Origin of the sequence: Aeromonas bestiarum, assembly GCF_000819745.1 — a bacterium.
GTDB lineage: Bacteria > Pseudomonadota > Gammaproteobacteria > Enterobacterales > Aeromonadaceae > Aeromonas > Aeromonas bestiarum.
The window spans coordinates 70,343-94,264 of the sequence record NZ_CDDA01000012.1 but is presented as its reverse complement, the minus strand read 5'-3'; the positions used below and the strand labels follow the sequence as shown (position 1 = coordinate 94,264).

19 protein-coding genes and 2 tRNA genes are annotated in these 23,922 nt (G+C 61.1%); 8 read left to right on the top strand and 13 right to left on the bottom strand.

Going from position 1 to position 23,922, the window contains the following annotated elements:
• Positions 1 to 10: 10 nt before the first annotated feature.
• Together BN1118_RS06400 and BN1118_RS06395 are read right to left on the bottom strand one after the other, a co-directional pair.
• The gene (locus BN1118_RS06400) at positions 11 to 985 is read right to left on the bottom strand and encodes an L-tyrosine/L-tryptophan isonitrile synthase family protein (protein ID WP_043140241.1); all 975 of its coding nucleotides are present in this window, start codon (positions 983 to 985) and stop codon (positions 11 to 13) included.
• A 544-nt stretch (positions 986 to 1,529) separates the two neighbouring features.
• Positions 1,530 to 2,378 carry a patatin-like phospholipase family protein gene (locus BN1118_RS06395; protein WP_043555067.1) on the bottom strand — a complete coding sequence of 283 codons (849 nt, stop codon included), beginning with the start codon at positions 2,376 to 2,378 and terminating at the stop codon, positions 1,530 to 1,532.
• Positions 2,379 to 2,519: 141 nt separating this feature from the next.
• Here BN1118_RS06395 and BN1118_RS06390 point away from each other — a divergent pair, with 141 nt between their 5' ends.
• The 6 genes from BN1118_RS06390 to fumC all read left to right on the top strand — a co-directional run bounded on the left by BN1118_RS06390 (position 2,520) and on the right by fumC (position 11,110).
• Positions 2,520 to 3,884, top strand: coding sequence for an endonuclease/exonuclease/phosphatase family protein (locus BN1118_RS06390; protein ID WP_043555066.1), 1,365 nt, complete (start codon positions 2,520 to 2,522; stop codon positions 3,882 to 3,884).
• Positions 3,885 to 4,108: 224 nt separating this feature from the next.
• Positions 4,109 to 5,803 (top strand): sensor histidine kinase, encoded by a 1,695-nt coding sequence (locus BN1118_RS06385; protein WP_043555065.1) that lies wholly within the window; start codon positions 4,109 to 4,111, stop codon positions 5,801 to 5,803.
• The gene (gene btsR, locus BN1118_RS06380) at positions 5,797 to 6,534 is read left to right on the top strand and encodes a two-component system response regulator BtsR (RefSeq protein WP_043555064.1); all 738 of its coding nucleotides are present in this window, start codon (positions 5,797 to 5,799) and stop codon (positions 6,532 to 6,534) included. The genes BN1118_RS06385 and btsR overlap by 7 nt, the downstream gene beginning before the upstream one ends.
• Before the next feature lie 217 nt (positions 6,535 to 6,751).
• On the top strand, positions 6,752 to 8,560 hold the full coding sequence (locus BN1118_RS06375; protein WP_043555063.1) for a carbon starvation CstA family protein: 1,809 nt from the start codon (positions 6,752 to 6,754) through the stop codon (positions 8,558 to 8,560).
• A 289-nt stretch (positions 8,561 to 8,849) separates the two neighbouring features.
• On the top strand, positions 8,850 to 9,590 hold the full coding sequence (gene pepE / locus BN1118_RS06370; RefSeq protein ID WP_043555062.1) for a dipeptidase PepE: 741 nt from the start codon (positions 8,850 to 8,852) through the stop codon (positions 9,588 to 9,590).
• A gap of 125 nt (positions 9,591 to 9,715) precedes the next feature.
• A complete protein-coding gene (gene fumC / locus BN1118_RS06365) occupies positions 9,716 to 11,110 on the top strand; it encodes a class II fumarate hydratase (protein WP_043555061.1) in 1,395 nt (464 codons plus the stop codon).
• A gap of 65 nt (positions 11,111 to 11,175) precedes the next feature.
• On the opposite strand, the gene BN1118_RS06360 is transcribed toward fumC, so the two are convergent.
• The gene (locus BN1118_RS06360) at positions 11,176 to 11,550 is read right to left on the bottom strand and encodes a DUF1090 domain-containing protein (RefSeq protein WP_043555060.1); all 375 of its coding nucleotides are present in this window, start codon (positions 11,548 to 11,550) and stop codon (positions 11,176 to 11,178) included.
• A 178-nt stretch (positions 11,551 to 11,728) separates the two neighbouring features.
• Here BN1118_RS06360 and BN1118_RS06355 point away from each other — a divergent pair, with 178 nt between their 5' ends.
• Both BN1118_RS06355 and BN1118_RS06350 read left to right on the top strand, forming a co-directional pair.
• Complete coding sequence (locus BN1118_RS06355) at positions 11,729 to 12,082, top strand: DsrE/DsrF/TusD sulfur relay family protein (protein ID WP_042866605.1); 354 nt, start codon at positions 11,729 to 11,731, stop codon at positions 12,080 to 12,082.
• Between the two features lie 134 nt (positions 12,083 to 12,216).
• A complete protein-coding gene (locus BN1118_RS06350; protein WP_043555059.1) occupies positions 12,217 to 13,299 on the top strand; it encodes a protoglobin domain-containing protein in 1,083 nt (360 codons plus the stop codon).
• Here the strand turns inward: BN1118_RS06350 and BN1118_RS06345 are convergent.
• From BN1118_RS06345 to BN1118_RS06300, 10 genes are all read right to left on the bottom strand, one after another.
• On the bottom strand, positions 13,296 to 14,516 hold the full coding sequence (locus BN1118_RS06345; RefSeq protein WP_043555057.1) for an MFS transporter: 1,221 nt from the start codon (positions 14,514 to 14,516) through the stop codon (positions 13,296 to 13,298). The two genes, BN1118_RS06350 and BN1118_RS06345, sit on opposite strands and share 4 nt — an antisense overlap.
• A gap of 132 nt (positions 14,517 to 14,648) precedes the next feature.
• A complete protein-coding gene (pnp, locus tag BN1118_RS06340) occupies positions 14,649 to 16,790 on the bottom strand; it encodes a polyribonucleotide nucleotidyltransferase (protein ID WP_043140206.1) in 2,142 nt (713 codons plus the stop codon).
• A gap of 167 nt (positions 16,791 to 16,957) precedes the next feature.
• The gene (gene rpsO, locus BN1118_RS06335; RefSeq protein ID WP_005317514.1) at positions 16,958 to 17,227 is read right to left on the bottom strand and encodes a 30S ribosomal protein S15; all 270 of its coding nucleotides are present in this window, start codon (positions 17,225 to 17,227) and stop codon (positions 16,958 to 16,960) included.
• Between the two features lie 129 nt (positions 17,228 to 17,356).
• Positions 17,357 to 18,316 (bottom strand): tRNA pseudouridine(55) synthase TruB, encoded by a 960-nt coding sequence (gene truB, locus BN1118_RS06330; protein WP_043140204.1) that lies wholly within the window; start codon positions 18,314 to 18,316, stop codon positions 17,357 to 17,359.
• Between the two features lies 1 nt (position 18,317).
• Positions 18,318 to 18,749: a 30S ribosome-binding factor RbfA gene (rbfA, locus tag BN1118_RS06325; protein ID WP_042866616.1), complete on the bottom strand. Its 432-nt coding sequence runs from the start codon at positions 18,747 to 18,749 to the stop codon at positions 18,318 to 18,320.
• Positions 18,750 to 18,804: 55 nt separating this feature from the next.
• The gene (gene infB / locus BN1118_RS06320; protein WP_043555054.1) at positions 18,805 to 21,501 is read right to left on the bottom strand and encodes a translation initiation factor IF-2; all 2,697 of its coding nucleotides are present in this window, start codon (positions 21,499 to 21,501) and stop codon (positions 18,805 to 18,807) included.
• A gap of 20 nt (positions 21,502 to 21,521) precedes the next feature.
• The gene (nusA, locus tag BN1118_RS06315) at positions 21,522 to 23,024 is read right to left on the bottom strand and encodes a transcription termination factor NusA (RefSeq protein ID WP_043140200.1); all 1,503 of its coding nucleotides are present in this window, start codon (positions 23,022 to 23,024) and stop codon (positions 21,522 to 21,524) included.
• Positions 23,025 to 23,038: 14 nt separating this feature from the next.
• Positions 23,039 to 23,497 (bottom strand): ribosome maturation factor RimP, encoded by a 459-nt coding sequence (gene rimP / locus BN1118_RS06310; protein WP_005317527.1) that lies wholly within the window; start codon positions 23,495 to 23,497, stop codon positions 23,039 to 23,041.
• Between the two features lie 166 nt (positions 23,498 to 23,663).
• Positions 23,664 to 23,740 (bottom strand) — tRNA-Met (locus tag BN1118_RS06305).
• 92 nt (positions 23,741 to 23,832) lie between these two features.
• Positions 23,833 to 23,917: transfer RNA gene (locus BN1118_RS06300), tRNA-Leu, on the bottom strand.
• Positions 23,918 to 23,922: the final 5 nt, after the last annotated feature.

Sequence of the window (23,922 nt, the reverse complement as noted above, 5' to 3'; positions counted from 1 at the left end):
GGTGAACTCCTCAGGCGGCGGCCTGCTTGCTGTGGATCAGGTAGTGACTGGGACGGCCGTGGATGTGGACCAGTTCGTGCTCCAGAGCCAGCACGTCGCGCCGCTTCATCAGCACGAACTGGCCATCCAGATTGGCCGCCACCCCGTGCCAGGGGGTGAGCCAGTCATCCCGGGTCGGCAGCATGTGAATGCCCATCTTCAGGCTGTGGCTGGCCTGGGGGTGGATGGAGAGGCGGATCGCCTCGGGGAAGCGCTCAGCCAGCAGCTTGCCCCAGGCGCGGCTGCGCTGGATCACGGCATGGGTGCGCGACTTGGCATCCCGCTGCAGCGCCGTGTTGGAGAGTGGCGTGTCCGGCAGCTGGCTGTCTTCATAGAGGAAGCGGGTCATGGCGCGATAGAGACGAACCCCCTCCTCCGTGGTCTTCACCTCTTCACTGATCTGCGCCAGCGGCTCGGCATAGCGCTCGACCAGCTGTTCACGCAGGGTGTCGAAGTCGCGGCTGGCGCAGAACTCGGCCATGCCCGCCACCATCCCCAGGTGGAAGACCCCGAGGTGGGTCGCCCCCAGCTCCAGGATCAGCTGCTCGATGTGGGCCTGATAGGCGTCGATGGCCGGATCCGGCACCCGGATGAGGTCACCGAACACGTGGCCATCCGAGCAGATGAGGATCCGCATGCCCGGCCTGTAGTGCAGCTGGATGCGCTGGCAGAGGTGATTGAGAAAGCTGAGGGAGAGGCGCTCCGCCATGTCCGGCAGGGTGCCCAGCACCTTGTTCGGGTTCGGTGACTTGGTGGGGAAGGCGGGCAAGACGCAGGTGATGGTCTCGCCCCGCTCGATGAAGGCCTGCAGCCGGGGGATCTGGATGGCGGCCACCTCCTGCTCTTCGCTGTGTCGATCCAGAATGGGATCGGGGAAGCGGCGACGATAGGGCAACAACTCGGCAAATATCTCACGGGCAATTTGATGGGAAGATAAACCACTCATTATTCCGGCTCCTTTGGCAGGATTAAAATCAATAAAGATGACTCTTTATCAATGCGTCCAGTTTCTGTCGTTATTATTGGCGTATCCGTTTGCTACCCAAACGAATCGAGAGGGGACAGTAGCCGAGATGAAGTCAGGCTATCAATTTGCCATTAATGTAAAGAGATTCAACCCAGCGCTAATAATCTATTCCGCATAAGCTAACTCACCCTATACATATGAATAAAAACAGATTTAATGAATATAGATGCGCATTAAAAAGCGCCAATCAGGAAAGTTCCCCACCGGCTTTATTATTCAGTCACAATTTGACTCGTGGATTATTTAGCTCAGCTTAATAGTGATATTTCTTCATGCCGGCAATGCTGACCATTTCGCTTTAAATATCGAAAGTAATTATCCAGCTGCATATTAAGCGGACGAACAAAAGCTGGCTCTGGCAATCAAGACGGGGAGTGGCGGGCGGGATGATTCATCCTTGACCCGCAGCGGCATCGCCATGGTTTTTCATGATGGCGGCCCCGGGCGGAGCCGCCAAAACGATTCAAGGCTGGGCCGGGTCGGCCGCCAGATAGTCCAGGGCCGCCTGCCAGCCCATTTGGTAGCCCTGCTCCAGCCGCCCCTTGTCTGTGGTCATGCGGCCGACCCGAAAACCCGCCGGCGGCACTATGACCCGGATGCGGCAATCGGCCGGAGGCTGGCGGATGAAATCGATGGCGTCATTGTAGCTGCGGTGGCGCGCCAGACTGGCGCGGGCCAGGGCCGGGGTCTCGCGCAGCAGATAACGGTGCAGGGCCGGCAGACGTGGCGCCCGTTTGCGATAGCCGAGGGGGCGGGAGAGCACCACTGTGATGTCGCGCGCCCCCTGTTCGTAGGCATGACGCACCGGAATGGAATCGGCCACCCCGCCATCCGTCATGGCTTCCCCGCCGATGCGCACGAAGTCGCGATAGACCAGCGGCACAGAACAGGAGGCCTTGATCTGCTGCTCCAGCTCGGCCGCATTCCCCTTGAGGTAGGCGGCCTGACCATCCGAGACCCGGGTGGCCACCACGGTCAGCGGCACCGGGTTGGCGGCGAAGCGGGCCAGATCGAGTCGGCACTCACGGATGGTGATCGCCCATAGCCAGTCGAGATCGAGCCAGTGGCCGCCGCGCACGAACCTGGCCAGACTGATGAACTCGGGGCGGCAGGAGTAGTCCGTGATGACGCTGTGGTTGCGCCCCCGCTGGCCGGCCAGAAAGGCCGCCAGATTGACCGCCCCCGCCGAGACCCCGATGCAGTGATCGAACGCCGTCCTGCCCTGTGCCAGAAAGGCATCCAGCACACCGGCGGCAAAAATGCCGCGCATGGCGCCCCCCTCGACCACCAGGGCCGTTTGTCGCCGACTCATCTCGCCTCCCCTCATTGCTCTGTGAATGGACTCACACTTTGGCTCATCCGGCGCCCGGCCCGGGGCCGGGATCCCTATAATGGGCGCGCCTCAACGCTCGTACCAACGAGATATAACTTATTGATGCTACGGAATATTACAATGAAAAATATCAGCAAGTCCCTACTCGCCGCTGCCATTTCCCTCGGATTGATGGCAGGCTGTAACAGCCAAAACGACTCCGAGACCCCGACCCCCATGGTTCGCTTCGCAACTTTCAACCTCTCCTTCGATCGCACCGCTCCCGGCATGCTGAGCGGGGAACTGGCCCTGACCCGCGCCGAGCAGGACACCCTGCTGGCCCGCCTCGCCGACGGCACCTTGAGCGGTGCAGAGAAGACCAAGGCCCTCGACGTGCAGCAGATCCGCAATATCGCCGAGATAGTGCAGCGCACCCGGCCGGATGTCTTCCTGCTCAACGAGTTCGACAACGACGGCAAGGGCGCCGGCACCGCCGACCTCAAAGCCTTCAATGACAACTATCTGGCCCATGCCCAGCACGGCGAGGTGACAGCCATCAGCTACCCTGTGCTGCAAAACCTCGCCACCAACACAGGCCTGATGAGCGGCCATGACCTCAACCTGGACGGCAAGGTCAACAGCGGGCCGGACGACGCCTGGGGCTTTGGCAACTACCACGGCCAGTACGCCTTTGCCGTCATGTCCCAGTATCCCATCGATACCAAGCAGGTCCGCACCTTCCAGCACTTCAAGTGGAAAGACATGCCAGGCGAATCGAACCCCGTCATCGACGACTGCAACAACTCCAAGGCGCCGATCCCGGCCGGCCGCCAGTGTGGCGATGCCTGGTATGACGACGCAGCCTGGCAAGCCTTCCCGCTCTCGTCAAAGAACCACGCCGACGTGCCGGTGCGCATCAAGCGCGGCAACAAGGAGGAGGTGATCCACTTCCTCGTCTCCCACCCGACCCCACCCATCTTCGGCAACGCGGCGCGCCACAACGTCAAGCACAACCGCGCCGAAGTCGCCTTCTGGCAGGACTACGTGGAGACCGCCAGCTATATGGTGGATGACGCCGGTATGGCCGGTGGCCTGGCCGAGGGCGCCAAGTTCGTCATCGCCGGCGATCTCAACGCCGATCCCCAGATTGGCGATGGGGATCTCACCGCCATCCAGGATCTGCACAACCATGTGCTGGTCAATCAGGCGGTCACCAACGGCGCCATCATACCTGTCAGTCAGGGCGGCCCCGAGTGCCTCGCCAGCCAGCCGGATCAGTGCAAGCGCAACAACAACCGCCCCACCCCGGAGCGCATCACCAGCAGCAGCGGCCTGCAGCTCGATCATGTGCTGCCCTCCGCCAACCTGAACGTGGTCGCCTCCGGCGTGTTCTGGCCGGCCAGCTTCGAGCCGGGCTATCACCTGGTGTACGACGCCAAGCTCGGCATCGCCAAGGGAGTCAGCTCGGATCACCGGCTGGTGTGGGTCGACTTCAAGCTCGACTAATTTGATGCTGTTATCAACAATCAGGGGGCCCGCGGGCCCCCTGATTGTTGACAGCTTTCGTGAATGGGCAGGCCAGGCGGCGACATGGGATGCCTTTGGCTCAGGCTGTCAACCAAATCTGTGCGCAAGCCCGCTATTCCGGCGCCCGTGGCTTGCAGCGCAAATCTGGGTTTGCTAATACTCCGCGTCCATTGGATGAGCATCCCCTTTCGAGATAGTGTGCCGTGGCTTTCGAACAATTCTCGCTCGTGATATCTCTCTTTCAGCAGCTGTGCGTCTATCTGGTGATCGCCTGGCTGCTCTCCAAGACGCCGCTGTTCATGCCGCTGACTCAGGTGACCCTGAGCTGGCCCCACAAGATCCTCTGCTACCTCATCTTCTCCGGCTTCTGCGTCATGGGCACTTACTTTGGCCTGAGGGTCGAGGACTCCATCGCCAACACCCGTGCCATCGGCGCCGTGCTGGGGGGCATAGTCGGCGGCCCTGTGGTGGGGCTGCTGGTGGGGCTCACCGGCGGCATCCATCGCTATTCATTGGGAGGCTTTACCGCCCTGGCCTGCACCTTCTCCACCATCGCCGAGGGGCTGCTCGGTGGCCTGGTGCACCGCCACTTCGTCGCCCGCCACCGGCTCGACCTGCTGTTCAGCCCCTGGGTGGTGGGATCTGTGGCCCTGGTCGCCGAGCTGATGCAGATGGGCATCATATTGCTGGTGGCCCGCCCGTATGATGACGCCGTCCACCTCATCGAGAACATCATAGCCCCCATGCTGGTGGCCAATACGCTAGGGGCCGCCATGTTCATGCGGATGATCCTCGATCACCGCGCCATGCTGGAGAAGTACTCGGTCGCCTTCTCCGCCCGCGCCCTCAAGATCGCCGAGCGGGCGATGCGGGTGCTGGACAAGGGCTTCACCCAGGAGGCGTGCCAGCAGATGGTGCGCATTCTCTACGAGGAGACAGGGGTGGGCGCGGTGGCCATCACGGATCGGGAGAAGCTGCTCGCCTTCATCGGCATAGGCGAGGATCACCACCTGCCGGGCACCGCCATCAACTCGGCCCACACCTTCAAGGCGATCCAGCACAACGAGGTGGTCTATGCCGACGGCAACCTGATCCCTTACAGCTGCAACCTGCATCCCCAGTGCCGGCTCGGCTCCTCGCTGGTCATTCCGCTGCGGGGGGAAGAGGGGTCCGTGGTGGGCACCATCAAGCTCTACGAGCCCAAGCGCAAGTTCTTCTCCTCCATCAACCGCACCCTGGGGGAAGGGATCGCCCGGCTGCTCTCCGGCCAGATCCTAGCGGGCAAGTACAACGAGCAGAAGCGGCTGCTGGCCCAGTCGGAGATAAAGCTCTTGCAAGCGCAGATCAACCCGCACTTCCTGTTCAACGCCCTCAACACACTGGCGGCGGTGATCCGGCGCGACCCCGAGGATGCCCGCACCCTGGTGCACCACCTCTCCACCTTCTTTCGCAAGAACCTCAAGCGCCAGGGGGACGAGGTGAGCCTGGCCGACGAGCTGGAACATGTGAACGCCTACCTGCATATCGAGCAGGCCCGCTTCGCCGAACACCTGAGCGTGGAGATCCATATTCCCGAGCCGCTGCTGGAGTACCGGCTGCCCACCTTCTCCCTGCAGCCCATCGTCGAGAACGCCATCAAGCACGGCATCTCCCAGATGTTCGAACCGGGCCGACTGAGCCTGACGGCGCGACAGGAGGGCGAGCAGCTGGTGCTGGAGGTGTGTGACAACGCGGGCCTCTATCAGGCCAAACGGGAGGAGAGCGGCCTTGGCATGAACATAGTGGACAGGCGCATCAAGGCCCGTTACGGCGCCGAGTACGGGGTCACCATTCACTGCGAACCCCATCAATCCACCCGGGTGAGGATCACCCTTCCCCTGCAGGAGAGCCCATGCTGACCGCCCTTATCGTCGACGATGAACCCCTCGCCCGCGAGGAGCTGCGGCTGCTGCTGGAGCAGGCGGGCAACATCCGCCTGCTGGGGGAGTGTGCCCACGCCATGGAGGCGCTGCCCGCCATCCATCGCCTCAAGCCCGACCTGCTGTTTCTCGACATCCAGATGCCGCGTATCAGCGGGCTGGAGCTGGTGAGCATGCTGGATCCTGACCTGCGCCCCCACATCGTCTTCATCACCGCCTACGACGAGTTTGCCCTGCGCGCGTTCGAGGAGAACGCCCTCGACTACCTGCTCAAGCCGGTCACCGCAGAGCGGATGAACAAGGCGCTGGAGCGCATCCACCGGCTGCTGTCGCCAAAAGGTGAGCTGGCGGGCCAACCGCTGCCGGATCCGACCCACATCGCCCAGCCCCTGCGCAGCATTCCCTGCACCGGCCACAACCGCATTCTGCTGCTGCCCCTTGGCGAGGTGGAGTTCATCCACAGCGATCTCACCGGCAACCGGGTGATCAGCGGCCAGCAGCAGGGCACCACGGAGCTGACCCTGCGCACTCTGGAAGAGAAGACTGGCTTCGTTCGCTGCCACCGCCAATACCTGCTCAACCCGGGCCAGATCCGCGAAATCCTGTTGCTGGACGGAGGCTTGGCTGAGGTGGTGACCCAGGGCGGCCACAAGGTGCCGGTGAGCCGCCGCTACCTCAAACCTCTCAAGGAGCTGCTCGATATTCCCTGATGGGGCGGGACGCCTCACCCCGCTCCCGCCCTGCCAGCGACCACTCACCCGCTTACCACGGCCGTCGGCACTCCCGCCAAACCACTCGGGGTCGCTTTTCTGCCGCTCACGGGCGGCCCTCTGCCACTGACCCTTTCTGCGCTCCCCTTTCCCCACCGCATGAGTAGAGTGCAGCCTGAGCCCGGCCAGACTGGCCACAGGAAAAGGAAACTCCCCCATGCAACACGCAATCACTTTTGTCATTGCGGCCCTCTGCATCCTCGCCATCGCATATCGCCTCTACGGCGTGTTCTTTGTGCGCAAGGTGCTGCAGGCTGACGACAAACTGGTCACCCCCTCCCACCAGCTGGAAGATGGCAAAAACTATGTGCCGACCAACAAGTGGGTCAACTTCGGTCAACACTTTGCCGCCATCGCCGCCGCCGGCCCGCTGGTCGGCCCGGTCCTGGCCGCCCAGTACGGCTACCTGCCCAGCTTTCTCTGGCTGCTGATAGGCTGCGTCATCGGCGGCGCGGTGCACGACACAGTCGTGCTGTTCGCCTCCATGAAGCATCAGGGCAAGTCCCTCTCCGAGGTGGCCAAGGCCGAGCTCGGCCCCATCGCTGGCTGGTGTACCGGTCTGGCGATGCTGTTCATCATCACCATCACCATGGCGGGTCTCTCCATGGTGGTGGTACACGCGCTGGAGCGTAACGCCTGGGGCGTGTTCGCGGTCTTCATGACCATCCCCATCTCCATGGTGGTGGGAATTTGGCACAAGCTGACCGGCAACCTGCAAGCCGCCTCCTGGGTCGGGTTTGCCGCCGTGCTGGCCTGTGTCTTCTTCGGCCCCTACGTGCAGGAGAGCGCCTTCGGTGCCTGGCTGACCCTGCGCGCCGAAACCATCAGTCTGGCGCTGCCCATCTACGCCTTCTTCGCCACCGCGTTGCCGGTCTGGCTGCTACTCACCCCGCGCGGCTACATATCCAGCTTTATGAAGATCGGCGTGTTCGGCGCCCTGGTGATCGGCGTGATCTGCATCAACCCCGAGATCCAGTTCCCCGCCATGACCCAGTTCGTCCACGGCGGCGGCCCCGTGCTGGGCGGCCCGGTCTGGCCCTTTATCTCCATCACCATCGCCTGTGGCGCCATCTCCGGCTTCCACGCCTTTATCGGCTCAGGCACCACCCCGAAACTGGTGGACAAGTGGAACGACATCCTGCCGGTCGCCTTCGGTGCCATGCTGGCCGAGTGCGTAGTGGGCGTGATGGCGCTGATCGCCGCCACCGCCCTGCACCCGGCGGATTACTTCGCCATCAACGCCACCCCGGAGGCCTTCGCCAAGCTGGGGATGCAGGTGGTAGATCTGCCGTTCCTCTCCCAGGAGATCGGCATGGATCTGAACGGTCGCACCGGCGGCGCCGTTACCCTGGCGGTGGGCATGTCCTACATCTTCACCAAGGTGCCCTGGTTCAGTAACCTCGCCTCCTACTTCTTCCAGTTCGTGGTGATGTTTGAAGCGGTCTTTATCCTGACTGCCGTTGACTCCGGCACCCGGGTCTCCCGCTACCTGATCCAGGACTTCTTCGGCGAGTTTTACCCGCCCCTCAAGCGCATCGACTGGATGCCGGGCGCCATCGGGGCCAGCGTGCTCGCCTGCGTGATGTGGGGTTATCTGCTGATGTCCGGCGATATCGGCTCCGTGTGGGCGCTGTTCGGGGTCTCGAACCAGCTGATGGCCTCGGTGGGCCTGATTATCGGTGCCACCATCATCTTGCGGCTGGCCAGCAAGCGCCGCTACATGCTGACCTGCCTCATTCCGCTGGCCTACCTGTTCGTCACCGTCAACTACGCCGGTTACTGGATGGTGAGCCATGTCTACTTCAACCCGGAATCCAAGGGCTACAACCTGCTCAACGGCGGCATCTCGCTGCTGATGCTGGGGCTGGGCGCCATCATACTAGTGTCGGCCATCCGCAAGTGGATTGAGCTGTGGAAGCTGCGCCAGCAGCCCGAGTTCCAGATTGCCCCGGCCAGCGCCAGCTGACGGGAAACGTCCTCAAGGATCAAGGCCCCACTTCGGTGGGGTCTTTCGTATTTGAAACGTGGCGGGAGGCAGATCACCGCCGGTTGCGGCGGCCCGGCAAATGCCTATCAAGCCACCGGGCAATGGCGCAGAGGGTGGACGGCTTGATAGCCCGGCCAGAGGGCAGGCTCATCGGGATACATGAACCGATCACAGAACCCTGCTGCCAATCGGGTTAGAATGGGGGCTCCTGTCGCCACGGCACGTCCTGGCGGCGCCTCCTCCGCTTTCACTCATGAGGACATTTTTCATGGAACTGCTTCTTCTCAGCAACGGTAAAGCCACCGAATTTCCGGGTCTGCTCGGCTGGGCCCGGGACCGGGTGCAGACCCTGCTCGCCCGCAAACAGGTCAAGCGCATCCTGCTCATCCCCTACGCCGTGATCCGCAGCGACTGGGATGCCAGGGCCAATGAGCTCGGCGAAAGCCTGGGGGTGGAAGCCATCAGCATCCATCAGTTCGACGATCCGGTGGACGCCATCAACCAGGCCGACGCCATCTTTATCAGCGGCGGCAACACCTGGCGCCTCAACCAGCTGCTGCACGAAAATGGCCTGGTCGTGCCGATCCAGCGCGCCGTACGCGAGCGGGGCGTGCCCTATGTGGGCTGGAGCGCAGGTTGCAACGTGGCCACCCCGAGCATTCGCACCACCAACGACATGCCGGTCTGCAACGCCGCCGTGCTGCCCGCCCTTGGCCTGTTCCCGCTGCAGATCAACCCCCACTATCTGGACGCCAGCATCAGCGGCCACATGGGAGAGACCCGCGACGAGCGTCTGGCGGAGTTCTGCGCCATCAACCCGAGCGAACATGTGGTGGCCCTGCGTGAAGCCAGCCTGCTCCAAATAAGTGGCGAGAGCAGCGGCGACACCCTCGAATACTGGAGCGCCCGCGGCGAGAGCTACAAGATCTTCAAACACGGCGAGGAGGTGCAGGAATTCATGGATGCCAGCCCGCTGGCGGCGCTGACGCCGTTTCGCCCCCACGGCTGAACCATGATGCAAGAGGGCGCGCCACAACGTGAGTCGCCATTCTGAGCGACCTGGCCTGTGGTTTGCCATGCTGTGAGGGGCAAGGGATATTCCCTCGCCCCTTTTCTTTTCGGCGGGAGGATGCAATGACGACACGGATAGAACACGACAGCTTCGGGGAGATAGCCGTTCCGGCCGAGCGGCTGTGGGGGGCCCAGACCCAGCGCTCCCTGCACCATTTCGACATCTCGGGGGAGCGTCAGCCCATGGAGCTGATCCACGCCCTGGCGCGCATCAAATCGGCCTGTGCCCGGGTCAATCACGCCAAGGGACTGCTGCCCGCTCGCACGGCCCAGGCCATCATGAGCGCCGCCGATGAGGTCCTCTGTGGCCAGCACGGGGAAGAGTTTCCACTCAGGGTCTGGCAGACAGGCTCGGGCACCCAGACCAACATGAACGTCAACGAGGTGCTGGCCAATCGGGCCAGCGAGCTGCTCGGCGGCCCGCGCGGCGAAGCGCGTCTGGTGCACCCCAACGACGAGGTGAACAAGAGCCAGTCGAGCAATGACGTCTTCCCGAGCGCCATGAACCTGGCGGCCGTCAGCGCCATCACGCTGCAACTGCTGCCCGCCCTGATCACCCTGAGTGCAACCCTTGCGCGCAAGGCGCACGCCTTCGACGACATAGTCAAGATTGGCCGCACCCACTTGCAGGACGCCACCCCGCTCACCCTGGGGCAGGAGTTCTCAGGCTGGGTCGCCCAGCTGGAACAGGCGGAGCGCCACATTCGGGCCGCCCTGCCCCACCTGTGCGAGCTGGCGCTGGGAGGCACGGCCGTCGGCACGGGCCTGAACACGCCACCCGGCTTTGCCGACGAGGTGGCGGCCACCCTGGCGGAGCAGACGGGCCTGCCGCTGGTGAGCGCCCCCAACAAGTTCGAGGCGCTGGCGGCGAGCGATGCCCTGGTGCATGCCCACGGCGCCCTCAAGACGCTGGCCGCATCGCTCATGAAGATCGCCAACGACGTGCGCTGGCTGGCCAGCGGCCCCCGCAGCGGGCTGGGAGAGCTGCTGATCCCGGAAAATGAGCCCGGATCCTCCATCATGCCCGGCAAGGTCAATCCGACCCAGTGCGAGGCGCTGACCATGCTGTGCGCCCAGGTGATGGGCAACGACGTGGCCATCAACATAGGCGGTGCCAGCGGCAACTTCGAGCTGAACGTGTTCCGCCCGCTCATAGCTCACAACTTTTTGCAGAGCGTGCGGCTGCTGGCCGACGGCATGCGGAGCTTCCACGATCACTGCGCCATCGGCATCACGCCGAACCGGGCGCGCATCGATGATCTGCTGGCCCGCTCCCTGATGCTGGTCACTGCGCTCAACCCCCACATCGGCTACGACAAGGCGGCCGAGATAGCCAAGCGGGCACATCATGAGGGGCTCAGCCTGCGGGAGGCGGCCATCGCCTCCGGCCATCTCACGGCGCAGCAGTTCGATGCCTGGGTGGTGCCGGCCAGCATGGTCGGTCGACGGGGAGCATGATAGGAGGGATCACTGAACAGCAAAAAGCCGGGCATGCCCGGCTTTTTCACGCTGCAATGCGGCGATCAGGGGGTGATCAGCTTGCTCAGCGCATCCAGCTCGTTCTGGGCTGCCAGCAATTTGGTCTGGGCCTCTTCCAGCTTGGCCTGCTTCTTGGCGATCTTGTCAGGCTTGCCCGACACCCGTGCATTTTGCAGCTCGATCAGCCGCTCGTTCACCTGCGCTTTCAGCTCGGCCACCCGTTGCTGCTGCTCCTTGAACAGGCCCGCATCGGTGCAGTGAGCCTCGATATTGCGCAGCGCCCGCTCCAGCCCGGCCACCTGATCCGCGTTGTTGTGCGCCTTGGCGAAGACCAGCTGATCCGCCACCGCCTGTTGCCGTGCCTTGCAGCCCACCTCCTGGCTGCCATAAGCCTGACCGGCCAACAGCAGCATACTCATTCCGATAACCTTCCACATAACGACCTCACTCCTCTGTCATGTTTGATGGCCGCCTATCAGACCGCACTCGGCCGGACGGGTCAAGCCGTGTGCCAACCGGTACGACAGAGTTTGTGCAACATCACGCCAGCGCGGCCCCGACGAGTCTACAATAGCGGCTTTCAGGATGGAGTCTTTTATGAATCAACGTATTGTCATCATCGCCAACGGCGCACCCTACGGTAGCGAATCCCTGTTCAACGCCCTGCGGCTGGCCATTGCCCTGGGCGAGCAGGGCGGTGCCAGCCTGCAACTGTTCCTGATGTCCGATGCGGTCGGCGCCGCGCTGGCGGGACAGGCCCCGGCCGAGGGGTACAATCTGCGCCAGATGCTGGAGATCCTGCTGGCCCAGGGCGCCATCATCCGCCTCTGCAAAACCTGTACCGATGCCCGCGGCATCACGGCCCTGCCGCTCATCGAGGGGATCGAGATCGGTACCCTGCCGCTGCTGGCCCAATGGACCCTGGCGGCCGACAAGGTGCTGACCTTCTAGTAGATAGAGTGATGGGTGCAGCCGTTGACCTGCAACAAAGCTGCGCCATTTGAAAACCTGTTCCCTGCTGTTAATGTCTACACTGTCAGTTAGATAACAAAGTGCGCGCCGTCATTTTCGTTCAGGGAACTGCCATGAATCCAACCGAACAGACTCTGCTGGAGCAGATGCGGATCACAGAGTTCGAAATCGCCCATCGCAAGGAGCTGCTGCTGCTGAGCGAGGAAGATTTCACCCTGCTCGCCAGTTATCGCGTCAAGATAGAGCCCCACATAGATGCGCTGGTCGACAAGTTCTATATGTTGCAGACCGGGATCACCGAGATTGCCCTGCTGATCGGTGACGCCGATACGCTCACCCGGCTGCGGGCGGCCCAGCGCCGTTACATCCTCGACCTGTTCAGCGGCCTGTATGATCTGGAGTACGTCAACAACCGGTTGCGGATCGGGCTGGTGCACAAGCGGATCGGGGTGGAGCCCAAGCTCTATCTGGCCGCCATCAATACCCTCAAGGGGCTGCTCATCGAGGATATCTTCACCCAGATAGAGCATGAGCAGAATCGCATGACCATGCTGACCGCCCTCGACAAGCTGTTCCTGTTCGACATTACCCTGGTGTTCGAGACCTATATTCGCAGCCTGGTCTCGGAGATAGAGTCATCCAAGGAGAAGTCGGAGATCTACGCCAAGACGCTGGAGGAGAAGGTGCGCGAGCGCACCCAGCAATTGGAGGAGATGAGCCGGACCGACTCCCTCACCGGCCTGCTCAGCGTGCGCCACCTGCAGGAAAACCTGACCCGCACCCTGCGCACCTGCCAGCGCCGCGCCGAACCCGTGGTCATCGCCTACCTCGACATCGACGACTTCAAACAGATCAACGACACCCAGGGACACCAGCGGGGAGACGAGATATTGCGCATCGTCGGCGCCTGCATTCGCAAGGTGTCGCGGGCGGAGGATTGCTGTTTTCGCTACGGCGGGGACGAGTTCTGCCTGATCCTGCCCAACTGCAACGAGGAGCAGGCCAGGGACGTCTATCTGCAACGGCTGACCCGCACCCTGACAGAGCAGCTCGGCGACGTGACCCTCAGCATCGGCATGGTACAGACGGGCCCCATCCAGTTCGACGAGGGCAACAGCCTGATCCGGTTGGCCGACGAGCGCATGTATGCCGCCAAGAAGGCGATGAAGCAGGTCAACCAGAAGGATACCCACTAACCCTCGCGGGAACAGGCTTTCACTACCTCGGGGCGCGGGATCCGCGCCCCCCACTCGTACAGCAGAAAGGTCAAGATGCAGCACAGCGCCATCAATATGTAGAGTGACGGCCCTCCCCACAGCTCCAGGATCCAGCCCCCCAGCACGGCCCCTATGGCACCGCCCAGCCCGGCCAGCGACCCGGCCCCGAAATAGCTCCCCTTCAGATGAGGGGGCGACATCTGATCGATCAGCACGTTGAGCAGCGGGAACAGTATGGTCTCCCCCACGCTCAGCAGCAGCACGGCCCAGATCCAGTGCGACCACTGTGCGGGATCCCCCAGCGCAAACAGCACCTGAGCCCCCAGAAACAGCATGATGCCAAGCTGCAGCCGCACCTTGCCGGGCCAGCGGGCGAGCAGATGCAGCAGTGGGAATTGAAGCAAGACCACGGTCAGCGCGTTGATCGTCACCAGAATGGCGACCAGTCGCGCCACCTCGGGGGTCTCGGCCCGCGTCAGATATTGCACCAGGGGTGAGTGAAACTGGGAATAGACCAGCACCATCAACAGGTTCGCCATCACCAGCAGCAAAAATCCCCGATCCAGCCACAGCACCTTGATGGCGGCCCGCAGGCCCAGGCCGCCATTGCGCCGCTCTTCCTCGTTCAACCTGCGAAAGCCCCAGACGAAGGCAGCCCCCAGCAGTAGATAGCTGCCGGAGAGCAGCAGGAAGGTTTGCTGCTGGGCGCTGATGCCCAGGGTCACCCCAAGCAGAGGCCCTGTCGCCGCCCCCAGATTGAGCAGGAAGTAGCGCATGTGCAGTGCCAGCTCGCGCGCCTTGGCCGAGGCGAGGCTGTCGGCCATCAGCGCCTTGCCCGGTGCATCTATGAGACCGGAGGAGAGACCGCTGCCGATCACCCCGACCCCGAGCCAGAGCACTGAGTGGGAGAAGCCGAGCAGACCGTAGCAGAGCAACGCGACCAGGCAGCCGGCCAGCAAGATATTGCGTCGCCCCAGCTGATCCGACAACCAGCCGCCATAGAAGCTGATCAGGGTGGAGAGCGCCGCACTCGCTCCCAGCATGGCCCCAATGCTGGTGGCCGAGAGGGCATACTCCCGATAGAGCAAGATGGAGAGAAAAGGCCAGACCATGTAATAGCTGGTGCGCACCATGAAGGTACCCAGGATCACGGTCCAGACCAGCGGAGGAAACTGCCTGAGAAGGGCCCACGACATCATACTGCTCCTTGTTGCCCGTCGCGCGGGGAGCCCATTGTTGTAACAGAGGGCTTCATAAGAAACAACATCGCCGCCGAGCAGGCACAAAAAAGCCGACCCTGAGGTCGGCTTTGCAACGGCACGGCAGCCTTATTCGGCAGTCGGCTCTTCGGCAACGGCCACGTCAGCAACCGGTGCGGCGGCTTCGGTCGGTGCATTCGCTTCCTTGATGGAGAGACGCACGCGGCCTTGACGGTCCACTTCCAGTACCTTCACCTTCACAACATCACCGATCTTCAGGAAGTCGGCCACGTTCTGCACGCGGGCATCGGTGATTTGGGAGATGTGTACCAGACCGTCTTTACCCGGCAGGATATTGACGAAGGCGCCGAAGTCGGCCAGACGCACAACCTTGCCTTCATAGATGCGGTTCACTTCGATCTCGGCGGTGATGGCCTCGATGCGACGAATGGCTTCCATGGCGGCTTCGTTGGCAACGGCGGAGATGCGGACGGTGCCGTCATCATCCAGCTCTATGTTGGTGCCTGTCTCTTCGGTCAGCGCGCGGATCACGGAACCGCCCTTGCCGATGACATCCTTGATCTTCTCGGGATTGATCTTGATGGTGTGGATGCGCGGGGCGAAATCGGAGATCTCGCTACGCGGCGCCTGGATGGCTTCGTCCATTACCTTCAGGATGTGCAGGCGAGCGCCACGGGCTTGCTTGAGGGCAATCTCCATGATCTCTTTGGTGATGCCTTCGATCTTGATGTCCATCTGCAGCGCAGTGATACCTTGAGTAGTACCGGCCACCTTGAAGTCCATGTCGCCCAGGTGATCTTCGTCACCCAGGATATCGGACAGCACGACGAAACCTTCTTCTTCCTTCACCAGACCCATGGCGATACCGGCAACGGAGGCCTTGATCGGCACACCCGCGTCCATCAGCGCCAGGGAGGAACCACAGACGGAGGCCATGGAGGAGGAACCGTTGGATTCGGTGATTTCAGACACCACGCGCACCACGTACGGGAACTCGGCGGCACTCGGCATCACGGCAGCAACGCCGCGCTTGGCCAGACGACCGTGACCGATTTCACGACGCTTGGGGCTACCCATCATGCCGGTCTCACCGACGCAGTACGGCGGGAAGTTGTAGTGCAGCATGAAGCGGTCGGCGCGGTGGCCAGCCAGCTCGTCGATGTTCTGGGCGTCACGCTCGGTACCCAGGGTCGCAACCACGATGGCCTGAGTCTCACCACGGGTGAACAGGGCGGAGCCGTGAGCGCGCGGCAGAATGCCGGTGCCGACGGACAGGGCGCGGATCATTTCCGGATCGCGACCATCGATGCGCGGCTCGCCACGGACCACACGGCCACGGACGATGCGGCTTTCCAGGCTGTGGAACTCTTCGCCGATCTTCTTGGCATCTTCTTCCACGCCGGAGGCGATCACTTGCTCAACCACACGGGACTTGATGGCACCGATGGCGGCGTAACGCACGGCCTTCTCGGTGATGCGGTAGGCTTCACCCAGCTCGGCGGTGGCCAGCTCGGCAACCTTGGCTTTCAGCGCTTCGTTGGTCGCAGGCGGGGTCCAATCCCACGGCTGGGTACCCACCTCGGCGGCGAATTCGTTGATGGCGTTGATCACGACTTGCATCTGCTCGTGGCCATAAACGACGGCGCCCAGCATGGTCTCTTCAGACAGGATGGCCGCTTCGGATTCCACCATCAGTACCGCGTTGGCGGTACCGGCAACCACCAGGTCCAGATCGCTCTGGGGCAGTTCGGCAGTGGTCGGGTTCAATACGTACTGACCGTTCATGTAACCCACGCGAGCCGCGGCAATCGGGCCACCGAACGGGATGCCGGAGATGGCCAGTGCAGCAGAGGCACCGATCATGGCAACTATGTCCGGGGAAACCAGCGGGTTCACGGACATGACGGTGGCAACCACCTGAACCTCATTGAGGAAGCCTTCCGGGAACAGCGGACGAATAGGACGGTCGATCAGGCGGGAGGTGAGGGTTTCGCCTTCGCTCGGACGGCCTTCACGACGGAAGAAACCACCCGGGATACGACCAGCAGCATAGGTACGCTCCTGGTAGTTGACGGTCAGCGGGAAGAAATCGCGACCGTGATCGGCCTCTTTCTTGCCGACTACGGTCACAAATACGCAGGTATCGTCCATGCTGACCATTACGGCCGCAGTGGCTTGACGGGCCATCACACCGGTTTCCAGAGTGACGGTGTGTTGACCGTACTGGAATGACTTTACAATAGGATTCACGTGAATTTCCTTTTTACAATTTGGCTCTTTAAATTCGCGTGCAAGTATACTTGATTCGAACCAAAAGGTAAGCAGTGACACAAATTCTGTGAAGCCGGCAACAGCCTGACGCGCAATAAAAAAGGGGAACCCTGAGGTTCCCCTTTTTCGCGAAATCTGATGGTCGATTAACGACGCAGACCCAGCTTGGCGATCAGAGCAGCATAACGCTGAACATCTTTACGCTTCAGGTAGTCCAGCAGCTTGCGACGCTGGGAAACCATGCGCAGCAGACCACGACGACCGTGGTGATCTTTAGCGTGCTCTTTGAAGTGACCTTGCAGATGGTTGATCTGGGCAGTCAGCAGGGCAACCTGCACTTCGGGGGAGCCAGTGTCGTTGGCGCAACGAGCGTTGTCAGCAACGATGGAAGCTTTGATCTCAGCATTTAGAGACATGGTATTACTCCAAGTAGAGTGTTTAAAGGTTCACAGCCAATCTCTAATTCAGCCGTGAAATGAGGGCGGTATCATAATCGTCCCCGTCACTTTTCGCAACGGGAAAGACGCCCAGATACCGCCTGAGGATCACTCCTCGTCGTGATCGTCGTGGTAGCGCACCAGACGCTTGGGGGCAACCCGCCCTTCGTCGTCGATCTCGCCCACCCCGATGAACTCACGCTCAGGGCCGACCGTCATGCGAACCTGGCCGCTTTGCGGCGCGCCAGCTACCTGCACGGCTTGACCCTGGTTCACATAGGCGGCGACTGCCGCCAGCATGTTCACCTCGGGCAACGCGGCCACGGCGGTATCCATCGGCAGCAACAAGGGATCGAGCTGCTCCCGTGGCGGGATGCTTTCAGCCTTGGCCTGTTCGAAGATGCACTCGAGCTGTTCCAGAGTCAGCATCCGCTCATAGGGATAGCTGGCCACCTGGGTGCGGCGCAGCTGGGTGACGTGGGCGCCACAACCCAGCACTTCCCCCAGATCGTCCACCAGGGAGCGAATGTAGGTGCCCTTGCTGCAGTGCACCTCCAGCTTGACCTCATCCCCTTCAAAGCTGATGAGCTTGAGCTCGAACACCGTGATGGGGCGGGCTTCGCGCTCTATCTCTATGCCTTCACGGGCATATTCGTAGAGCGGGCGACCGTTGTGCTTGAGGGCGGAGTACATGGACGGCACCTGCATGATGGGGCCGCGGAACTGGTCCAGCGACTCGATCAGGGTACCCACGGCCACGTTCACCGGCCGGGTGGAGACCACCTCGCCGTCGGAGTCGCTGGTGTTGGTGCGCTCGCCCAGCTTGGCGGTCACCTCATAGCGCTTGTCCGCTTCCAGCAGATACTGGGAGAACTTGGTGGCCTCGCCGAGGCAGATCGGCAGCATGCCGGTCGCCAGCGGATCCAGAGCACCGGTGTGACCGGCCTTGGCGGCGTTGTAGATACGCTTGACCTTCTGCAACACATCGTTGGAGGTCAGACCGGTCGGCTTGTCCAGCAGCAGGATGCCGTGTACGTCACGACCCTTGAAACGGCGTCTACGAGACATCTCAGGCTTTATCCTCTGTATCATCCGGTGCGGCTTCGTCTTCTTCACGGCCGGCTTCGGCCATGCGACGCTTGTCGTCACGCACTGTGTTGGACACCAGGTTGGAGATGCGCATCCCCTCGACCAGGGTCTGGTCGTAGTAGAAGCGCAGCTCGGGTACCACCCGCAGGCGCATGGCACTGCCGAGCAGACTGCGGATGTAGCCGGCCGCTTCGGTCAGGCCCTTGAGCCCTTCCGCGATGCGCTCGGCATCGATATCCAGCTGCAAGAAGGTGACATAAACCTTGGCATAGTTGAGGTCCTTGGACACTTCCACGTCCGAGACGGTTACCATGCCGATGCGCGGGTCCTTGACCTCACGCTGCAAGATCAGAGCGATTTCACGCTGGATCTGCTGGCCGACCCTGTTGGTCCGGCTGAATTCTCTGGCCATATTCTATCCTGCGATAAAAGGGGGCCGCAGCCCCCTATTTTGTCTAACTCTCGGCTTACAGAGTCCGTTGAATTTCAATGGTCTCGTAAACTTCGATCTGGTCGCCTTCGCGTACGTCGTTGTAGTTCTTGACCGCGATGCCACACTCGTAACCGTTGCGGACTTCGTTGACGTCATCCTTGAAGCGGCGCAGGGATTCCAGCTCGCCTTCATAGATAACCACGTTGTCACGCAGAACACGGATACGGTTGGAACGCTTGACCACACCTTCGGTAACCATACAGCCGGCAACGGCGCCGAACTTGGGTGACTTGAAGACGCTACGCACTTCAGCCAGACCGATGATCTCCTGACGATACTCAGGAGCCAGCTTGCCGCTCATGGCCTGCTTCACTTCGTCGATCAAATCATAGATGACGGAGTAGTAACGCAGATCCAGGCTCTCGGACTCGATGACCTTGCGCGCAGAGGCGTCGGCACGGACGTTGAAGCCCACCAGGATGGCGCTGGAAGCCGCAGCCAGAGTGGCGTCGGTTTCGGTGATGCCACCGACACCCGAGCCCACGATCTTGACCTTGACTTCGTCGGTAGAGAGCTGGACCAGCGCATCGCAAATCGCCTGCACCGAACCCTGTACGTCGGCCTTGATCACCACGTTCACTTCGGACACTTCGCCCTCGGTCATGTTGGCGAACATGTTTTCCAGCTTGGCCTTCTGCTGGCGAGCCAGCTTGACGTCGCGGAACTTGCCCTGACGATAGAGAGCCACTTCACGGGCCTTCTTCTCGTCACGTACAACGGTGGCTTCATCACCGGCAGACGGCACCCCGGACAGACCCAGGATTTCCACCGGCAGGGACGGACCCGCTTCCTTGATTTCACGACCCAGCTCGTCACGCATGGCACGGATACGACCGTATTCCAGACCACACAGTACGATGTCGCCCTGGCGCAGAGTACCTTCTTGTACCAGCACGGTGGCAACCGGACCACGACCCTTGTCCAGGAAGGATTCGATCACGACGCCGCTGGCCATGCCATCGACAACCGCTTTCAATTCCAGCACTTCGGACTGGATCAGGATGGCTTCCAGCAGGTCGTCGATGCCTTCGCCAGACTTGGCGGAGACGTGAACGAACTGGCTGTCGCCACCCCAGTCTTCGGACATGACGTTGTAACGGGCCAGCTCGGTCTTGACGCGATCCGGATCCGCTTCGGGCTTGTCGATCTTGTTGACCGCAACCACGATGGGCACTTCTGCCGCCTTGGCGTGCTGGATGGCTTCGATGGTCTGCGGCATGACGCCGTCATCGGCAGCAACAACCAGAACGACGATATCGGTCGACTTGGCACCGCGAGCACGCATGGAGGTAAAGGCCGCGTGACCCGGGGTATCCAGGAAGGTGATCATGCCACTGTCGGTTTCGACGTGGTAAGCACCGATATGCTGGGTGATGCCACCGGCTTCGCCAGCAGCGACCTTGGCTTTACGGATGTAGTCGAGCAGCGAGGTCTTGCCGTGGTCGACGTGACCCATGATGGTCACGACAGGTGCGCGCGGCTTGGCTTCGGAGGTCTCGTCACGATCGGACAGTACCGCCTCTTCCAGCTCGTTCTCACGACGCAACACAACCTTGTGACCCATCTCTTCGGCAACCAGCTGGGCTGTCTCCTGATCGATCACCTGGTTGATGGTCGCCATGGCGCCCATCTTCATCATCGCCTTGATGACTTCCACGCCCTTGACGGCCATCTTGTTGGCCAGCTCGGCCACAGTGATGGTTTCGCCGATGACGACGTCACGGTTAACCACGGCAGCAGGCTTGTTGAAGCCGTGCTTCATGGCATTGGGCATGGCCACCTTGCCGCGCTTGCCTTTACGGGCACGCGGGTTGCGGGAATCGCGATCATCTTCACGACGACCGGCCTTTTTCGGCGCCTTGACGGCGGCGGCGGCGGTACGACGGCTGGTCTCTTCCTTCCGGTCCAACTCGTCTTCTGCGGCTTGCGCATGCTTGTTGGTGGTCAGATGATAGTCACTGCTCTCTTTGGCGCGAGCAGCTTCTTCTTCAGCCCAGCGAGGGCCGTTTTGTTCCGCCATGACGCGAGCCTCTTCGGCTTTCTTCGCGGCGAGTTCTTCTGCTTTTTGCAAAGCGGTTTGATCCTGTTGGCGCTTCAGTTCTTCTGCTTCGCGCTTGGCCATCTTTTCTGCCTCTTGCTGAGCTGTGCTACTGGCTGCTTTGGCGGGCTGTGGAGCCTGTCGAGCCTTTTGTTGTGCCTCGATCCGCGCCTTTTCCTCAGCTTCACGACGAGCCTGCTCAGCCTCACGGCGAGCCTTCTCTTCAGCATCGAGACGAACCTTGTTTTCGGCCTCGCTACGAGCTTTTTCTTCTGCTTCCAAACGCGCTGTTTCCTCGGCTTCCGCCTGGCGCTGTTCATCTTCCAGCGCCGAGCGTCTTACGTAGGTGCGAGATTTACGCACTTCAACCTGCACTTCCTTGTTCTTGCCGCCAGTCCCCTGAACACTGATGGTGCTCTTGGTCTTGCGCTGCAAGGTCATGCGGGCAGGTGCGGCGACCTCGTCACCTCCATGCTGTTTCTTCAGATGGGTCAGCAGAGTCTGTTTCTCAGACTCGCTAACCATGTCGTCGGCCTTGCTCTTGCTGATACCGGCATCGACAAACTGCTGGAGAAGACGATCAACCGGTGTGTCGATGTCAGTGGCAAGTTGTTTGACTGATACTTCTGCCATTCATTTTCCTCCGTTTGATCTTACTCAGACTGCTCTTCTCCGAACCAACAGATATTACGAGCAGCCATAATCAGCTCACCGGCTTTCTCTGCCGTCAGCCCTTCAATATCAGCAAGGTCATCGATGCCTTGCTCTGCCAAATCTTCCAGGGTGCCGATACCGCGAGCGGCCAGGGCATACGCCATGTCACGGCCAAGGCCGTTCAGATTGAGCAGATCTTCGGAAGGTTCTACACCTTCAAAGGATTCTTCTTTGGCCAGAGCCTTGGTGGTCAGCGCATTCTTGGCGCGCTGGCGCAGCTCTTCAACCATGTCTTCGTCCAGGCCATCGATGGCCAGCAGCTCGTTGACCGGTACGAAGGCGATCTCTTCCAGGGTAGAGAAGCCTTCTTCCATCAGCAGACCGGCGAAATCATCGTCAATGTCGAGGGTGCTGGTGAACAGGGTCAGGATGCGGTCGTTCTCGGCCTGGTGCTTGGCACGCATGTCCTCAACGGTCATGACGTTCAGCTCCCAACCGGTCAGCTGGGATGCCAGACGCACGTTCTGACCGTTGCGACCGATGGCCTGGGCCAGGTTGGCGGCTTCCACGGCGATATCCATGGTGTGGTTGTCTTCATCCACTATGATGGAGGCCACATCGGCGGGCGCCATGGCATTGATCACGTACTGGGCGGGGTTGTCATCGTACAAGACGATGTCGGCACGCTCACCGCTCAGCTCGGCGGAGACAGCTTGCACACGGGCACCGCGCATGCCGATACAGGCACCAATCGGGTCGATACGACGATCGTTGGTCTTCACCGCTATCTTGGCGCGGGAGCCCGGGTCACGGGCGGCGCCCATGATTTCGATCATCTCTTCACCGATTTCCGGTACTTCGATGCGGAACAGCTCTTTCAGGAAGTCCGGGCTGGAACGGCTGACGAACAGCTGGGAACCACGGGCTTCGGGACGCACGGCGTAGAGCAGGCCACGGATGCGGTCGCCCGGACGGAAAGTCTCGCGCGGCAGCATGTCGTCACGGAAGATCACGGCCTCGGCATTGCTGCCCAGATCCAGGATCACGTTGTCACGGTTGCTCTTCTTGACCACACCGCTGATGATGGTGCCTTCCTTGTCCTTGAACTGGTCAACGACTTGGGAACGCTCGGCTTCGCGCACTTTCTGCACGATAACCTGTTTGGCGGTCTGGGTGGTGATACGGTCGAAGGTCACAGAGTCGATCTGGTCTTCTACATAGTCACCGAGCTGGATCTCGGGCTGCTCGATCTGAGCGGCTTCGAGGGTGATTTCACCGTACGGGTTCTCCATTGCAGCCTGATCGGCCACCACAACCCAGCGACGATAGGTATCGTAGTCACCGGTTTTGCGATCGATTTCGACCCGAACTTCAATCTCGCCTTCATATTTTTTCTTGGTCGCAGTCGCCAGCGCGGTCTCCAGAGCCTGGAAAATTTTCTCGCGGGGCACAGCTTTCTCGTTGGATACTGCGTCAACGACCAGCAAAATCTCTTTATTCATATCCGATAGCCTCGTTAACCAAAGTTCGGCACTATGTTCGCTTTTTGGATATTGGTGAAAGCCAACACGTCGTCCTTACCATCTACTGTCAGGGTGATCATGTCGCCTTGCACAGCTTTGATTACGCCTTTGAACTTGCGGCGGTTATTTGTTGCCATCCGCAGCTGCACCGCCGCCTCTTGGCCAACGTATTTTTCGAACTGGGCAACCTTGAACAGCGGACGATCCAGACCAGGGGAGGATACTTCCAGGAAGTATTCTTCTGTGATGGGATCCTCGACATCCATGATGGCGCCAACCTGATGGCTGACTTCAGCACAGTTCTCGACAGTCACACCATTCTCGCCGTCGATAAAGACACGCAAAGTGGAGTGGTTACCCGCGCGGATAAACTCAATACCCCAAAGTTCAAAACCCAAGGCAACGACCGGAGCCTCGAGCAGATCGGTCAAACGTTGTTCCAACGTAGCCAAAGTCACCCTCCGAAAAACAAAAAAAGGGCATAAAGCCCAGATAGAGATCGATTCAGAGTAAATCGCACATAACAAAAAGCCCCGATGTCAAATCGGGGCTTGGCGCTTTACCCTGATTGTCGCCTCGCAGCGACCGCCTTCCTGAGCGTAGGAAATGCGTGAAATTTGGTTGCGGGGGCCGGATTTGAACCGACGACCTTCGGGTTATGAGCCCGACGAGCTACCATGCTGCTCCACCCCGCGTCCGAAATCGTGCGAGATTATAGCCAGTTCATTCTCTTCACACAAGACTGACTGACTATAATATACCCGGTTGCCCGAGCTCACTACTTAATTGGTGCCGTGGGCGGGACTCGAACCCGCACACCCTAGAGCACTACCCCCTCAAGATAGCGTGTCTACCAATTCCACCACCACGGCAAAAC

What these genes read in the sequence shown, in the direction of transcription:
- BN1118_RS06400 (WP_043140241.1), bottom strand. Translation starts at nt 985, where the DNA reads ATGAGTGGTTTATCTTCCCATCAAATTGCCCGTGAGATATTTGCCGAG.
- BN1118_RS06395 (WP_043555067.1), bottom strand. Translation starts at nt 2,378, where the DNA reads ATGAGTCGGCGACAAACGGCCCTGGTGGTCGAGGGGGGCGCCATGCGC.
- BN1118_RS06390 (WP_043555066.1), top strand. Translation starts at nt 2,520, where the DNA reads ATGAAAAATATCAGCAAGTCCCTACTCGCCGCTGCCATTTCCCTCGGA.
- btsR (WP_043555064.1), top strand. Translation starts at nt 5,797, where the DNA reads ATGCTGACCGCCCTTATCGTCGACGATGAACCCCTCGCCCGCGAGGAG.
- BN1118_RS06375 (WP_043555063.1), top strand. Translation starts at nt 6,752, where the DNA reads ATGCAACACGCAATCACTTTTGTCATTGCGGCCCTCTGCATCCTCGCC.
- pepE (WP_043555062.1), top strand. Translation starts at nt 8,850, where the DNA reads ATGGAACTGCTTCTTCTCAGCAACGGTAAAGCCACCGAATTTCCGGGT.
- fumC (WP_043555061.1), top strand. Translation starts at nt 9,716, where the DNA reads ATGACGACACGGATAGAACACGACAGCTTCGGGGAGATAGCCGTTCCG.
- BN1118_RS06360 (WP_043555060.1), bottom strand. Translation starts at nt 11,550, where the DNA reads ATGAGTATGCTGCTGTTGGCCGGTCAGGCTTATGGCAGCCAGGAGGTG.
- BN1118_RS06355 (WP_042866605.1), top strand. Translation starts at nt 11,729, where the DNA reads ATGAATCAACGTATTGTCATCATCGCCAACGGCGCACCCTACGGTAGC.
- BN1118_RS06350 (WP_043555059.1), top strand. Translation starts at nt 12,217, where the DNA reads ATGAATCCAACCGAACAGACTCTGCTGGAGCAGATGCGGATCACAGAG.
- BN1118_RS06345 (WP_043555057.1), bottom strand. Translation starts at nt 14,516, where the DNA reads ATGTCGTGGGCCCTTCTCAGGCAGTTTCCTCCGCTGGTCTGGACCGTG.
- rpsO (WP_005317514.1), bottom strand. Translation starts at nt 17,227, where the DNA reads ATGTCTCTAAATGCTGAGATCAAAGCTTCCATCGTTGCTGACAACGCT.
- truB (WP_043140204.1), bottom strand. Translation starts at nt 18,316, where the DNA reads ATGTCTCGTAGACGCCGTTTCAAGGGTCGTGACGTACACGGCATCCTG.
- rbfA (WP_042866616.1), bottom strand. Translation starts at nt 18,749, where the DNA reads ATGGCCAGAGAATTCAGCCGGACCAACAGGGTCGGCCAGCAGATCCAG.
- infB (WP_043555054.1), bottom strand. Translation starts at nt 21,501, where the DNA reads ATGGCAGAAGTATCAGTCAAACAACTTGCCACTGACATCGACACACCG.
- nusA (WP_043140200.1), bottom strand. Translation starts at nt 23,024, where the DNA reads ATGAATAAAGAGATTTTGCTGGTCGTTGACGCAGTATCCAACGAGAAA.